Origin of the sequence: Streptomyces shenzhenensis, from assembly GCF_003688995.1 — a bacterium.
GTDB lineage: Bacteria > Actinomycetota > Actinomycetes > Streptomycetales > Streptomycetaceae > Streptomyces > Streptomyces shenzhenensis_A.
Genome location: NZ_PENI01000034.1, coordinates 1 through 13,823, shown reverse-complemented (window position 1 = coordinate 13,823; position 13,823 = coordinate 1). Strand labels below are relative to the sequence as shown.

Annotated in this window: 13 protein-coding genes and 1 riboswitch; of the genes, 10 read left to right on the top strand and 3 right to left on the bottom strand. The window is 69.7% G+C overall.

Annotated features, from left to right (window positions below):
* From CTZ28_RS36580 to CTZ28_RS36565, 4 genes are read left to right on the top strand one after another with little or no spacing between them, the layout of a single operon-like run.
* Complete coding sequence (locus CTZ28_RS36580) at positions 1-1,149, top strand: acyl-CoA dehydrogenase family protein (RefSeq protein WP_121894061.1); 1,149 nt, start codon at positions 1-3, stop codon at positions 1,147-1,149.
* Entirely contained in the window at positions 1,146-2,213 is a 1,068-nt protein-coding gene (locus CTZ28_RS36575) for an enoyl-CoA hydratase/isomerase family protein (protein ID WP_121894060.1), read from the top strand. Before CTZ28_RS36580 ends, CTZ28_RS36575 begins: the two co-directional genes overlap by 4 nt.
* Positions 2,210-3,106 (top strand): 3-hydroxyisobutyrate dehydrogenase, encoded by an 897-nt coding sequence (mmsB, locus tag CTZ28_RS36570; RefSeq protein WP_121894059.1) that lies wholly within the window; start codon positions 2,210-2,212, stop codon positions 3,104-3,106. Before CTZ28_RS36575 ends, mmsB begins: the two co-directional genes overlap by 4 nt.
* Positions 3,103-3,882, top strand: a complete 780-nt coding sequence (locus CTZ28_RS36565; protein ID WP_121894058.1) for an enoyl-CoA hydratase — start codon at positions 3,103-3,105, stop codon at positions 3,880-3,882. Before mmsB ends, CTZ28_RS36565 begins: the two co-directional genes overlap by 4 nt.
* A gap of 54 nt (positions 3,883-3,936) precedes the next feature.
* Here the strand turns inward: CTZ28_RS36565 and CTZ28_RS36560 are convergent, their stop codons facing one another.
* Positions 3,937-5,379: a short-chain fatty acyl-CoA regulator family protein gene (locus CTZ28_RS36560; protein ID WP_121894057.1), complete on the bottom strand. Its 1,443-nt coding sequence runs from the start codon at positions 5,377-5,379 to the stop codon at positions 3,937-3,939.
* Positions 5,380-5,592: 213 nt separating this feature from the next.
* On the opposite strand from CTZ28_RS36560, the gene CTZ28_RS36555 reads away from it, so the two are divergent.
* The 6 genes from CTZ28_RS36555 (at position 5,593) to CTZ28_RS36530 (ending at position 11,408) form a co-directional block, all read left to right on the top strand.
* Complete coding sequence (locus CTZ28_RS36555; protein ID WP_121894056.1) at positions 5,593-7,101, top strand: MmgE/PrpD family protein; 1,509 nt, start codon at positions 5,593-5,595, stop codon at positions 7,099-7,101.
* Positions 7,102-7,103: 2 nt separating this feature from the next.
* Positions 7,104-8,009, top strand: coding sequence for a methylisocitrate lyase (gene prpB, locus CTZ28_RS36550; RefSeq protein WP_121894134.1), 906 nt, complete (start codon positions 7,104-7,106; stop codon positions 8,007-8,009).
* 34 nt (positions 8,010-8,043) lie between these two features.
* Entirely contained in the window at positions 8,044-9,180 is a 1,137-nt protein-coding gene (locus CTZ28_RS36545) for a bifunctional 2-methylcitrate synthase/citrate synthase (protein ID WP_121894055.1), read from the top strand.
* 204 nt (positions 9,181-9,384) lie between these two features.
* A riboswitch (cobalamin riboswitch) is annotated at positions 9,385-9,577 on the top strand.
* A complete protein-coding gene (locus CTZ28_RS36540) occupies positions 9,561-9,779 on the top strand; it encodes a CbtB domain-containing protein (RefSeq protein WP_121894054.1) in 219 nt (72 codons plus the stop codon). (Overlaps the previous riboswitch by 17 nt.)
* A gap of 34 nt (positions 9,780-9,813) precedes the next feature.
* Entirely contained in the window at positions 9,814-10,680 is an 867-nt protein-coding gene (locus CTZ28_RS36535) for a CbtA family protein (RefSeq protein ID WP_121894053.1), read from the top strand.
* The gene (locus CTZ28_RS36530; RefSeq protein ID WP_220795508.1) at positions 10,677-11,408 is read left to right on the top strand and encodes a (2Fe-2S)-binding protein; all 732 of its coding nucleotides are present in this window, start codon (positions 10,677-10,679) and stop codon (positions 11,406-11,408) included. Before CTZ28_RS36535 ends, CTZ28_RS36530 begins: the two co-directional genes overlap by 4 nt.
* Positions 11,409-11,835: 427 nt before the next feature.
* On the opposite strand, the gene thiI is transcribed toward CTZ28_RS36530, so the two are convergent.
* Together thiI and CTZ28_RS36515 are read right to left on the bottom strand one after the other, a co-directional pair.
* Positions 11,836-13,104 (bottom strand): tRNA uracil 4-sulfurtransferase ThiI, encoded by a 1,269-nt coding sequence (gene thiI, locus CTZ28_RS36520; protein WP_121894051.1) that lies wholly within the window; start codon positions 13,102-13,104, stop codon positions 11,836-11,838.
* 9 nt (positions 13,105-13,113) lie between these two features.
* On the bottom strand, positions 13,114-13,823 hold a 710-nt coding region (locus tag CTZ28_RS36515), incomplete at its 5' end, for a ribonucleotide-diphosphate reductase subunit beta (protein WP_121894050.1).

Genomic DNA, 13,823 nt, shown 5'->3' with positions numbered 1-13,823 from the left:
ATGACCAGCACCCTGCTCACCGAGGACCAGCAGGCCCTCGTGGAGACCACTCTCGACTTCGCCCAGGACCACCTTGCTCCGCACGCCCTGGACTGGGACCGGGACAAGCACTTCCCCGTCGACGTCCTGCGCAAGGCCGCCGGGCTCGGCCTCGGCGGCGTCTACGTCCGCGAGGCGTCCGGCGGCAGCGGCCTCACCCGCTCCGACGGCGTCCTCGTCTTCGAGACCCTCGCCTCCGGCTGCCCGTCCATCGCGGGTTACCTCTCCATCCACAACATGGTCGCCTGGATGATCGACCGCTACGGCGACGACGCCCAGCGCGAGCGGTGGCTGCCGCGTCTGTGCGCCATGGAGGACCTGGCCAGCTACTGCCTGACCGAGCCGGGCGCCGGTTCGGACGCGGCGGCCCTGACGAGCCGTGCCGTACGGGACGGTGACGGCTGGGTGCTCACCGGCGTCAAGCAGTTCATCTCCGGTGCCGGGGCCTCCCAGCTGTACGTCGTGATGGCCCGCACCGGTGGCGAGGGCGCCGACGGCGTCTCTGCGTTCGTCGTCGACAAGGACGACCCCGGTCTCGCCTTCGGGCCGAACGAGCGGAAGATGGGCTGGAACGCCCAGCCGACCCGCCAGGTCGTCCTGGACGGCGTCCGCCTGCCCGCCGACCGGCTCCTCGGCCGTGAGGGCGAAGGCTTCCGTATCGCCATGAACGGCCTCAATGGTGGCCGGCTCGGCATCGCCGCCTGCTCCCTGGGCGGCGCCCGCAGTGCTCTCGACCGCAGCCTGACCCACCTCGCCGACCGGGAGGCGTTCGGACAACGCCTCCTCGACGCCCAGGCCCTGCGTTTCCGGCTCGCGGACATGGCGACCGAACTCGCCGCCGCCCGGGCCCTGGTCCAGCAGGCCGCGCAGGCACTCGACCGGGGCGATCCACAGGCGCCGTACCTGTGTGCGATGGCGAAGAGGTTCGCCACCGACACCGGCTACTCGGTCGCCGACCGCGCGCTCCAGCTCCACGGCGGCTACGGCTACCTCAGTGAGTACGGCATCGAGAAGATCGTCCGCGACCTGCGTGTCCACCAGATCCTGGAAGGAACCAACGAGATCATGCGTGTCATCGTGGCCCGCGGTCTGACGGAGGCGTTCGGATGAGCGACGTTCTGTTCCGTACGGACGGCCACGCCGCCCACATCACCCTCAACCGCCCCAAGGCCCTGAACTCCCTCACCCATGACATGGTGCTCCGCATCGACGAGGCGCTCATGGAGTGGGAGCACGATCCGGCCGTCGAGACCGTCGTCATCACCGGCGAGGGGGAGCGCGGTCTGTGTGCCGGCGGTGACATCCGAGCCATTCACGACGACGCCCGCGACGGCGACGGAACCGCCTCGGCCGCCTTCTGGCGTGACGAGTACCGCCTCAACGCCCGCATCGCCCGCTATCCGAAGCCGTACGTCGCTGTGATGGACGGCATCGTCATGGGCGGCGGCGTCGGCGTCTCCGCGCACGGCAGCGTCCGCATCGTCACCGAACGGTCCAGGATCGCCATGCCCGAAACCGGCATCGGCTTCGTCCCCGACGTCGGCGGCACCTACCTGCTCGCCCTCGCCCCCGGAGAACTGGGTACCCACCTCGCCCTGACGGGCGCGCCGATCGGCGCCGCGGACGCCCTGCTGTGCGGGCTCGCCGACTACTGCGTGCCCTCGGCCTCGCTCAGGTCCTTCGTCGACGACCTTGCCCGGCTGCCGGTACGCGAGGCTCTCGGGCGTCATGTCCAGGACCCGCCGCCGGGGGCACTGGCCCGTCGACAGGACTGGATCGACGGCTGCTTCTCCGCGGACACCGTCGAGGAGATCGTCCAGCGGCTCCTCGCCCAGGGCGCCCCGGCCGCCAAGGAGACCGCCGAAAACCTGCTCGCCAAGTCCCCGACCGCCCTCAAGGTCACCCTGGCCGCGCTGCGCCGCGCCCGCCGGCTCGGCCCGCTGGAGCGGGTCCTCGACCAGGAGTACCGCATCTCCTGCGCCTGCCTGCGCAGCCCCGACCTGGTGGAGGGTATCCGCGCCCAGGTCATCGACAAGGACCGCGATCCCAGCTGGTCGCCGCCGACCCTCGTCGAGGTCACCGACGCGGACGTCGAGCGCTTCTTCACCCCTCTCGGCGAGCGCGAACTCGGCCTCGCCGTCGTATCCGACACCGCCGAGGAGGTGGTCTGGTGAGCCGGACCGTCGCGTTCATCGGACTCGGACACATGGGCGGCCCGATGGCCGCCAATCTGATCAAGACCGGCCACCGGGTGATCGGCCACGACCTGGTCACCGCAGCTGTGGAGGCCGCCGCCGGGACCGGCGTCGAGCCCGCCGCGTCCGCGCCCGAGGCCGTCGCCGGCGCCGACGTGGTCATCAGCATGCTGCCCGCCGGACGCCATGTCCTGGGCCTCTACGACGACATCCTGGCGGTCGCCCGCCCCGGCACCCTGTTCGTCGACTGCTCCACCATCGACGTCGCCGACGCACGCACGGCTCATGAGCGAGCCCTCGCCGCCGGGAAGCGTGCCCTGGACGCGCCTGTGTCCGGCGGGGTGGTCGGTGCCGAGGCCGCCACGCTGACCTTCATGGCAGGTGGGGGCGAACGCGAGTTCGCCGAGGCGCGCCCCCTGCTGGAGGCCATGGGCAACAAAGCCGTGCACTGCGGCGGACCGGGTGCCGGACAGGCCGCCAAGGTCTGCAACAACATGATCCTCGGCGTCTCCATGATCGCCGTCAGTGAGGCGTTCGTCCTCGGCGAGAGCCTCGGCCTGTCCCACCAGGCGCTGTACGACGTGGCCTCCACGGCCTCCGGACAGTGCTGGGCCCTCAGTGTCAACTGTCCGGTCCCCGGACCAGTGCCGACCAGCCCCGCAAACCGTGACTACCGGCCTGGCTTCGCCGCCTCCCTGATGGCCAAGGACCTGGGCCTGGCCGCCAACGCCGTCCACGAGGGCGGCGTGCACGCGGAACTCGGCCTCCGCGCGGCCGAACTGTACGCGGATTACGCCGAACGCGTCGGTGACTCGGAGGACTTCTCGGGCATCGTACGAACCATCAGGAACCGGAGTGGAGAAGCCACGTGACCACCGACTATGAAACCATCCTGGTCGAACGCAAGGGCCGCACCGCCCTGCTCACTCTGAACCGGCCGAAGGCGCTCAACGCGCTGAACCTCCAGGTGATGAACGAGGTCGTGGCCGCCACCGAGGCCCTCGACCGGGACCCGGACTGTGGCTGCATCGTCATCACCGGCTCGCAGAAGGCCTTCGCGGCCGGCGCCGACATCAAGGAGATGCAGCCACAGGGGTACATGGACATGTACCTCGCCGACTGGTTCACCGCCTGGGACCGGCTCGGACAGTTGCGGACCCCGACCGTCGCGGCCGTCGCTGGCTACGCCCTGGGCGGAGGCTGTGAGTTGGCCATGCTCTGCGACATCCTGCTCGCCGCCGACACCGCCGTCTTCGGGCAGCCGGAGATCAAGCTCGCGGTGATCCCCGGTATCGGCGGCTCTCAGCGGCTGACCCGGGCGGTGGGCAAGGCCAAGGCCATGGAACTGTGCCTGACCGGGCGCACCATGGACGCCTCCGAGGCCGAGCGGGCCGGGCTGGTCTCGCGGGTCGTGCCCGCCGACGAGCTGGTCGGGGAGGCGCTGGCGGTAGCCGAGACCGTCGCGGGCATGTCGCTGCCGGTGGCGATGATGGCCAAGGAAGCAGTCGGCAGGGCCTTTGAGACGACGCTCGCCGAGGGCGTCCGATTTGAACGCCGCCTGTTCCACGCGGTGTTCGCCACCGCCGACCAGAAGGAGGGCATGGCCGCCTTCGCCGACAAGCGTTCACCCGGCTTCCGCCACCGCTGAACGCAAACCATTGCGTCGGCGCCGCTGGACATCTCCCTGAGAGATCCGGCGCCGTCACCCCACGGTGCTCTCCACCGGATACGGCACGTAGGTGCGCCGGTCGGGATCGACGGCCAGACGCCCGCCCGCCGGTGGACGGGCCCGTTGCACGCAGTCGCGGCGCTCGCAGATCCGGCAGCCGAGACCGATCGGGGTGACGGCGCGGGGGTCGTCGAGGGCGACACCTTCGGCGTAGACGAGCCGGTGAGCGTGGCGCAATTCGCAGCCGAGGGCGACGGCGAACTCGGCGCGCGGGGCGTGATGGCCGAAGCCCCCTCGCGTGATGGTGCGTGCGACCCAGAAGTACCGTTTGCCGTCCGGCATTTCGGCGACCTGGGTGAGGATCCTGCCGGGTGCGGAGAACGCCTCGTACACCGTCCACAGAGGGCAGGTGCCGCCGAGCCGGGAGAAGTGGAAGTCGGTCGCGGACTGCCGCTTGGAGATGTTCCCGGCCCGGTCGACGCGCAGGAAGGAGAACGGTACTCCTCGCCGTCCCGTGCGCTGGAGGGTGCTCAGCCGGTGGCAGACCGTCTCGAACCCGACGCCGAAGCGTGCGGAGAGCAGCTCGATGTCGTAGCGCACCTCTTCGGCCACGGTGTGGAACGCGGTGTACGGCATGAGGAGCGCGCCCGCGAAATAGTTCGCCAGTCCGATACGGGCAAGGGCCGGTGACTCCGGCGAGGTCAGCTGTGTGGCGCTGTCCGCCAGCTGGTCGAGGAGCGGGCCGTGCTCCAGCAGGGCGAGCTGAGTGGCGAGCTGGAAGGCGCGCTGGCCGTCGCTGAGCCAGGGGGAGAGGAACAGAAGCCCGGTTTCGGGAGCGAAGCGCCGCGCGTCCCCGGCCCGTCCCGGTGCGGCCTGGACGACGCGGACGTGGTGGCGCTCGGCGAGCAGCGCCGCCAGCGGGTCGGCGGCTTTGCCCGGACGCAGGTCGAGTGTGCCGACGGTCCGTTCGGCTTCGGTGTCGAGCGGTTCGAAGTGGTTGTGGTGGGCGTAGAAGAAGTCCCGTACCTCGTCGTGCGGCTCGGCGGGAGGCAGCAGACCGCCGGCCGGTCCCGGGGACCCCAGGGCGGCGGCCTGTTCGACCGTGTCGCGGTAGCGGCGGTGCAGGGCGACCAGGGCGCGCGCCACGTCAGGATGATCGCGGGCTGCCTCGGTAATCTCCTCGGGGGCGAGTGACGCCACCCCGCACGCCTCGTCGGCGACCGCGGCCCGCAGATCGGCGGCAAGCCGGTCCTCGTCGGCCTCGGAGAAGAACTCCGCGTCGACCCCGAAGACCTCCGCGACCCGCAGCAGAACGGACGCGGTCAGCGGACGCTGGCTCTGCTCGATCTGGTTGGCGTAGCTGGTGGAGATACCGAGAGCACGGGCCATGTCCACCTGGTTCATGCCGTGCTCACGGCGCAGCCGGCGTAGCTTCGCGTGGGCGTAGACCTTGCGGTCGGCTGCTCCTCGTGGCATGGCGCACATCCTTGTCGCAAGCCGGGAAGTGGGGGACATTCCGGTAGGGGCTGCTTGCGAACATAGCATCCGCGTTCTTCGCAGATTTCGCAGATTCGCAGCTCCGGGATGTATGAATTCCGCAGATTGGAGAGGTGGCCGGGCAGCCCCTGAGCGGGCACTGTCGATCACGTCAGCACTGACAAGGATCGTCCGCACCGCGCGAGGAGTCCCGTGATCGAGCACCACGTCCGTGTCCACCCCAGCGCCGCCCGGCTTCCGCGCGAGGAGCAGCTCGCCTGGAAGCTGGCCGCTGCGGCCACCGGCACCGAGGAACTGGACGCCGACAGTACCGCCATGGCGGTCAACCGAGTGATCGACAACGCCTCGGTGGCCGTCGCGTCCCTGCTGCGCCGCCCGGTAGCTGTGGCTCGTGCCCAGGCCACCGCCCACCGTGGCGGCACCCCTGGCGCATCCGTCCTCGGCAGCCGCTCCCGGGTCTCCCCGGAGTGGGCCGCCTGGGCGAACGGCACTGCCGTCCGAGAGCTGGACTTCCACGACACCTACCTGGCCGCCGACTACTCCCACCCCGGCGACAACATCCCGCCGCTGCTCGCCGTGGCCCAGCACACCGGCCGCACCGGCATCGACCTGCTGCGCGGGGTCATCGCCGCGTACGAAATCCATGTCGCGCTGGTCAAGGGCATCTGCCTGCACGAGCACCGCATCGACCACGTGGCCCATCTCAGCGCCGCCACCGCGGGCGGACTGGGAGCGATGCTGCGGCTGCCGACCGAGACGGTGTACCAGGCCATCCAGCAGGCCGTGCACACCACCACCGCGACCCGGCAGTCCCGCAAAGGCGAGATCTCCAGCTGGAAGGCGTACGCGCCCGCCTTCGCAGGCAAGGCCGCGATCGAGGCCGTCGACCGGGCGATGCGGGGCGAAACGTCCCCGTCGCCGGTCTACGAGGGCGAGGACGGCTTCCTCGCCTGGATGCTGAACGGCCCGGAGTCCGACTACAAGATCCTCCTCCCGGAGGCGGGCGCGCCGCGTCGCGCGATCCTCGACACCTACACCAAAGAGCACTCCGCCGAGTACCAGGCCCAGGCGATCATCGATCTCGCCCGGCGTCTGCGTGAGAAGACCGGTCCCCTGGACCGCGTGCGCTCGATCGTCCTGCACACCAGCCACCACACCCACCATGTGATCGGCTCGGGTGCGAACGATCCCCAGAAGTACGACCCGACCGCCAGCCGGGAGACGCTCGACCACTCGGTGCCGTACATCTTCGCCGTTGCGCTGGAGGACGGCACCTGGCACCACGCGCGCTCCTACGTCCCCGAGCGCGCCCAGCGCCCGAAGACCGTCGAGCTGTGGCGGAAGATCACGACAGTCGAGGACCCGGAGTGGACGCGCCGCTACCACGACCCCGACCCGGACCGCCGTGCCTTCGGGGGACGCGCGGTGATCACCCTGGACGACGGGACGGTGATCGAGGACGAACTCGCCGTCGCCGACGCCCACCCGGCCGGCGCACGCCCCTTCGACCGCCCCGGATACGTCGGCAAGTTCCGCACGCTCGCCGAGGGCGTCGTCACACAGTCCGCGCAGGACGCGTTCCTGGACACCGCCGCCCGCCTCGCCGAGCTGTCGACGGACGACCTGGACGGCCTGTTCCCGGCCGTCGACACCGACACCGTCGCCGCGTACGACGCGAGCCTGCCGAAGGGACTGTTCTGATGGTGCTGCACACGCGCACCACACCCGCCGAGCGCCGCCGGACCTTCCGCGAACAACTGGCCTCGGGCCGCCTGCTGCGCATCCCCGGCGCGATCAATCCGCTGTCCGCCCGGCTGATCCAGGACACCGGTTTCGACGCGGCCTACCTGTCGGGCGCGGTGCTCGCCGCTGACCTGGGACTGCCCGATATCGGCCTGACCACCTCCACCGAGATCGCGGCCCGCGCCCAGCAGACGACCCGTGTCACCGACCTGCCTGTCCTCATCGACGCCGACACCGGCTTCGGTGAGCCCATGAACGCGGCCCGCACCGTCCAGCTCCTGGAGGACGCCGGCCTGGCAGGGCTGCACCTGGAGGACCAGGTCAACCCCAAGCGGTGCGGCCATCTGGACGGCAAGACCATCACGCCCCGCGAGGATATGGTCCGTCGCGTCCGCGCAGCTGTCGACGCCCGCCGGGACACAGACTTTCTGCTGATGGCCCGCACTGACGCTCGCTCGGTCGAGGGCCTGGACGCGGCGATCGACCGGGCGAAGGCGTACGTCGACGCCGGCGCGGACGCGATCTTCCCCGAAGCCCTTGCGGACGTCTCCGAGTACGAGGCGTTCCGCAACGCCGTCGACGTCCCCCTGCTCGCGAATCTCACGGAGTTCGGCAAGACGCCTCTCATCGACACGGCAACGCTGGAGAACCTCGGCTACAACATCGCCCTCTACCCGGTGACGCTGCTGCGCCTCGCCATGGGCGCGATCGAGGACGGGCTGCGCACGATCGCCACCGAAGGCACCCAGGAGTCCCTGCTGCCGCGCATGCAGACCCGCTCCCGGCTGTACGAACTCCTCGGCTACGAGGAGTACTCGGCCTTCGACTCGGCCGTCTTCGACTTCACCCTCCCGCCCGGCACATGACCACCGGCACCTGACCCACCGAAGGCAGGCACCCATGACCACCTCCGCGCCCGAGATCCACCGCGGCCTCGCCGGTGTCGTCGTCGACACCACCGAGATCTCCACCGTCATCCCGGAGACCAACTCCCTCACCTACCGCGGCTACCCGGTCCAGGATCTGGCCGCCCGCCGCTCCTTTGAAGAGGTCGCCTACCTCCTCTGGTACGGCGAACTCCCCGACGAGGGACAATTCCGCGACTTCCGGGCCCGCGAGCGCGCCCTGCGCCCGCTGGACCGCACCGCACTGGAGCTGCTGACCCGGCTGCCCGAGACCTGCCACCCGATGGACGTGCTGCGCACGGCCGTCAGCTTCTTCGGCGCCGAGGACCCCACGGAGGACGACGGCACTCTCGCCGCCAACCGCGCCAAGTCCCTCACCCTGCTGGCCAAGCTGCCCACCGTCGTGGCGGCCGACCAGCGCCGCCGCCGGGGCCTCGCCCCGATCCCGCCCGACCCCTCCCTCGGGTACGCGGAGAACTTCTTTCACATGTGCTTCGGCAGTGTGCCCGACCCGGACGTCGTCCGCTGCTTCGAGATCTCGCTCACGCTGTACGCCGAACACAGCTTCAACGCCTCGACGTTCACGGCCCGCGTGGTCACCTCCACCCTCTCTGACCTCTACAGCGCGGTCACCGCCGCGATCGGGGCTCTCAAGGGTCCGCTGCACGGTGGTGCCAACGAGGCTGTGATGAGCATGTTGCTGGAGATCGGCGACCCGCAGCGCGCAGAGGCGTGGCTGGACGAGGCGCTGGCGGCCAAGCGGAAGATCATGGGCTTCGGCCACCGTGTCTACAAACACGGCGACTCCCGCGTCCCGATCATGCAGGACGCCCTCGACCGGCTGGTGGCGCGTGCCGCCGACCCCGAGGTGACCCGGCTCGCCACGCTGCACGCGGCTCTGCGGCACGCCATGATCAACCGCAAGGGCATCCACCCGAATCTGGATTATCCTGCCGGGCTCGCCTATCACCTGATGGGCTTCGACATCCCGGCCTTCACGCCGATCTTCGTGATGAGCCGCATCACCGGCTGGACCGCCCACATCACCGAACAGCTTGCCCATAACTCCCTGATTCGCCCGCTGGCCTGCTACGCCGGGCAGGAACGGCGGGCGGTACCGGCGGCCTCGTAGGAGCGGCTCCCACACGGGCAGAGGACGATGCCGAGCAGCGCCTGCCCGCCTCTGTGCCGAGGCCGCGGTGCCCGCGAGGCGGGCTGGCCCGCTTCGGGAAGGCACTCCTGAGTCTCATGTCTGGCCGGCCGGCTGAGCACTTCGGTGCAGGAATCCACAGCCCCACTGCTCGGACTCGATTTGGCACAGGCTTGATTGACGGCTTGGAGAAACGGGCCATACGGTCCCCTTGTAGTGATGGCACAAGGAAGCTGGTGGGATTCCAGCACGGTCGCGCCACTGTGAGCGCGCCACCGCAAGGTGGCACGCGAGTCAGACACTGAGCCCTCACTCCGCCCGCATAAGCAAAGGGACGCACGATCCCCGAAGGAGGGCTTGCCTTGAGCGGCGTTTCCACATCCCCCCGCCCGGCGTCCACGCCGGTCGTCCTGCCGGTCTCGAAGTCTGTTCTGTGGCTGGTCGGCACCGCACTGATCGTGCTGGCCGTCTACTACTTCATCGGCGTCGACCAGGGCGCCGTGTCGGTGTTCGGCAACGACATGCACGTGCACGAGTTCGTCCACGACGCCCGCCACTTCCTCGGCTTCCCCTGCCACTGACCTCGCCGGCACCTGGACGTACGGACAACTCGACATGGAAAAGAAGCTCATACTGCGCGGCGTTTTCGCCGGCGCAGTCGGGGGTCTGCTCGCTTTCGTCTTCGCGCGGATTTTCGCCGAGCCGCAGATCGCCAAGGCCATCGACTACGAGAGCGGCCGTGACGCCGCGCAGAACGCCCTGGACAAGGCGGCCGGCTTGCCCGTCGAGGCCGCCGGCCCCGACCTGTTCAGCCGCACCATCCAGGCCAACGTCGGCATCGGTGCCGGCATCGTCTTCTTCGGCATGGCGATGGGTGCCCTGTTCGCCATCGCTTACACCGTCTGCTTGGGCCGTACCGGCGGCCTGCGAGCACGCAACCTGGCGCTGCTCGTCGCTGGCGGCGGCTTCCTCGGCATGTATCTGGTGCCGTTCCTGAAGTACCCGGCGAACCCGCCCGCGATCGGCCACGAAGAGACTATCCAGCAGCGCAGTGGTCTGTACCTGATCATGGTCGTCTGCTCGGTGGCCTTCCTCGCGGGAGCCGTCTACCTGGGCAAGCGGCTCCAGGCCCGATTCGGCAACTGGAACGCCAGCCTCCTCGCCGGCGCGGCATTCCTCGTCGCAATCGGGATCGTCATGCTGCTCCTGCCGCAGCTCGGCCACCTCTCGTACAACAAGGCCAACTACGGCAACCACGCCACCGAGACCCCGCTGCCGCTGACGGATTCCAAGGGCAACATCGTCTTCCCGGGCTTCCCTGCCGACGTGCTGTTCGCCTTCCGCTTCTACTCGGTCGGCGCGCAGCTCATCCTCTGGACGGCCATCGGCCTGATCTTCGGGCCCCTGGCGGAACGCCTACTCAAGCCCGTGCGTCCGGATACCGCCGCCCCCTCACAAGAGCCGGACCCCGTCCCGGCATGACCAGCCCTACGGTGAGCGCGGTGATGGAGGAGATCACTGCGCTCGGCCCGTTCTTCGCCGTGCAGGCTCACCCGCCTGACAGGGAGCCGTCCGAGCCCTGGCAGCCACTCTCCCGCCAGTTGCTCCAAGCCCGGGTGAGCGACGTACGGGACTGGCTGGCCGCGGCTGGCGGGCAGCCGCCTGACGCGGTCGAGACACGGGTTGCGGCGTCTGTCGCACACTTGGGGCTGGCAGCCCGGCTGGTATCCCCGGCGCTGGCTGCCGCCGTGCTTCACCGTTTGGTCCTCACCCCTGACCTCGCGGATCTGCGGTGGCAGCCCGTGATCGGCGGCCCGATCCCGTTGTCGCTGCCTGACGACGCCTTCGCCGGCGGCAGCGTCGCAAGCTCGCTTTCGCAGCTTGCCGACGAACTGAACGGTCGCCTGCTTGACGGCCCGTTGTGCGAACTCGCCGACGCCATGGGACAGTTCTCGGTCTCCCGGCACATCCTGTGGGGCAACACCGCCTCGGCCGTCAGCGGAGCGGCGACCATGATCACAGCGTCCCGCCCGGAGGCCACCGCGCGGACCCGCACCCTCACCACGCTCCTCCTGGAGCGGTCTCCACTGCGCGGTGCGAGTACCACGACGCCCGGCGGAGCGTTCCGGCGCCGGAGCTGTTGCCTGATCTACCGTGCCGCACCGGGCGGCAAGGGGGCCCTGTGTGGAGACTGCGCCCTGTCCCGCTGACCCGGCCGTTCGCACCTGAGAGGAATTGCCGTGGGCCGACGCCTCGAGCCCCGCAGAATCGTCCTGAACGGTGTACCGGCCGTCGCCCTCACACTGGAGGAGTACGAGCGCCTCGTCCTGGCCCGCCGCCAGCTCGGCGGGCAGAGCTCCCGCATGAGCGGCCTGAACCGGGACTTATCGCTGGCCGCCAACCTTCTGGAAGACGCCCGGGCCGAACTCTGCACCACCGACGGCACCGGCGGTTGCCCTGCCGGGCGGTCTGAGCAGGAGGGCGATCGCCTCTGCTGCCGGATCCAGGCATTGCTCGGGTCCGCCCGGTTCGCGGCACCCTCACGCTCGTCTGCCCCAGCCGACAGCAGCCCGAAGCCGCGGCGACGTACTCGCCGGGCCACCGGTCACCGATGACCGGTGGCCACCTCCACGAGGTTCAGATGAGTACGGGTACCGGCGCCGAGCACTGTGCGGTCCTGTCGGGCAGAGCGGCGTCGTCGCCGGGACGCATGACCTGGGCGCCGCCGAGCAGCCCTTCGATCACTTCGGCCAGGTCCATGCGCCGTTCCACCGCCCGCAGCTGGGGCAGCTCGGCCCGGGTGCTGACACGGGGCGGGGCGAGAAGCCGGCAGCAGTCCTCGTCGGGCAGGACGGAGATCTCCGCCGTACCGATCGACCTGGCCTCGTCGATGATCTCCTGCTTCTCCCAGCCGATCAGGGGCCGCAGCACGGGCAGCGCCGCCGCATCGTCCACAGCGACCAGGTTGGCCAGCGTCTGACTGGCCACCTGCCCCAGGCTGTCACCCGTCACCAGCGCCTCGGCGCCGGTACGGGTGGCCAGCGCGGACGCCGTGCGCACCATCAGCCGACGCTGGGCCACCACCTGCAGCCGTCCGGCACCGGCCACGGCGAGCCGCTTCTGAGCCTTGCCGAGCGCGATGACGTGCAGGGACCCGGGCGGCTGGTAGCGGTTCAGCTCCCGGGCCAGGGCGTACGCCTTGTACACGGATGACGGATCGGTGTAGGGAGCTCCGTTGAAGTGCACGAAGTCGCAGACCAGACCACGCCTCATGGCCCGGTGGGCGGCCACGGGGGAGTCGTAGCCCCCGGACAGCAGCACCAGCGCCCGACCGCTGCAGCCGACGGGCAGCCCGCTCAGGCCGGGGAGCCGTTCCCAGGACAGATACGTCTCCCTGCGGTCGATCTCCACCGCTAGCGTGACGTCCGGCCGGGCGAGGTCCACGCGCAGCCACGGGACCCGGGCCAGGACCCGGGCTCCGATGTGCGCGTCCACCTGGGACGAGGTCAGCGGGAATTGCTTGTCTCGACGCTTGGTCCGCACGGCGAAACTGATGCCGTGCCGTGTACCGTCCAGCGCGTCAACGGCCGTTGCGGTGATGGCGTCCAGATCGCTGGGCACCCGCACGGCCGGCTCCACCGAATTGAAGCCGATCACTCTACGCGCCCGCTCCAGCAGCGCCTCTTGGGGCACCTGTCCGCCCAGTACAGTCACGTTCTGGGCGGTTTTGATCCAGGTCGAGCCGCCGATGCCGCGGAGTGCGAGACGCAGGTTGTCGTGCAGTCGCTCGGTGAAGCGGTGGCGGTTGCGGCCCTTGAGGAAGATCTCGCCGTGCTTGAGCAGCACACACGAGCCGTGGGGGCCGTACGCGTTACGGGGAGCGAGCATGCTGGGTTTGCCGGACATGTCAGCCTCTCAGAAGTCCCAGTCGTCGTCGGCGGTGTCCTCGGCCTTGCCCATGACGTAGGAGGAGCCGGAGCCGGAGAAGAAGTCGTGGTTCTCGTCCGCGCCCGGTGACAGCGCCGCCAGGATCTCCGGGTTGACCTCGGTCCGGTCCGCGCCGAACCGGGCGGGATAACCCAGGTTCATCAGCGCCTTGTCGGCGTTGTAGCGGACGAAGACGGCCACGTCGTCCATCAGCCCGAAGGGCTCGTACAGTTCGCCCGAGTACTGGAGCTCCAGTTGGTACAGCTTCTCCAGCAGGTCGTGGGTGAACTCCCGCATCTCCGCCTGTCCGGCGGCCGAGAGCTTCTCCAGGCCGCGCTGGTACTTGTAGCCGGAGTAGTAGCCGTGCACGGCCTTGTCGCGCAGGATCAGCCGGATCATGTCGGCGGTGTTGGTGAGCAGGGCGTGGGTGGAGAAGTGCAGCGGGAGGTAGAAGCCGGCGTACAGCAGCAGGGAGGACAGGAGAGTGGAGGCGACCTTCCGCTTGAGCGGGTCGTCGCCGTAGTAGTGCGCCAGGACGGTCTTGCAGCGCTGCTGGAGGACGTCGTTGTGCACCGCCCAGCGATAGGCGTCGTCGATCTCCGGGGTGTTGGAGAGCGTGGAGAAGACAGACGAGTAGCTGCGGGCGTGCACGGCTTGCATGAAGGCGATGTTGGTGTAGACGGCCTCCTCGTGCTCGG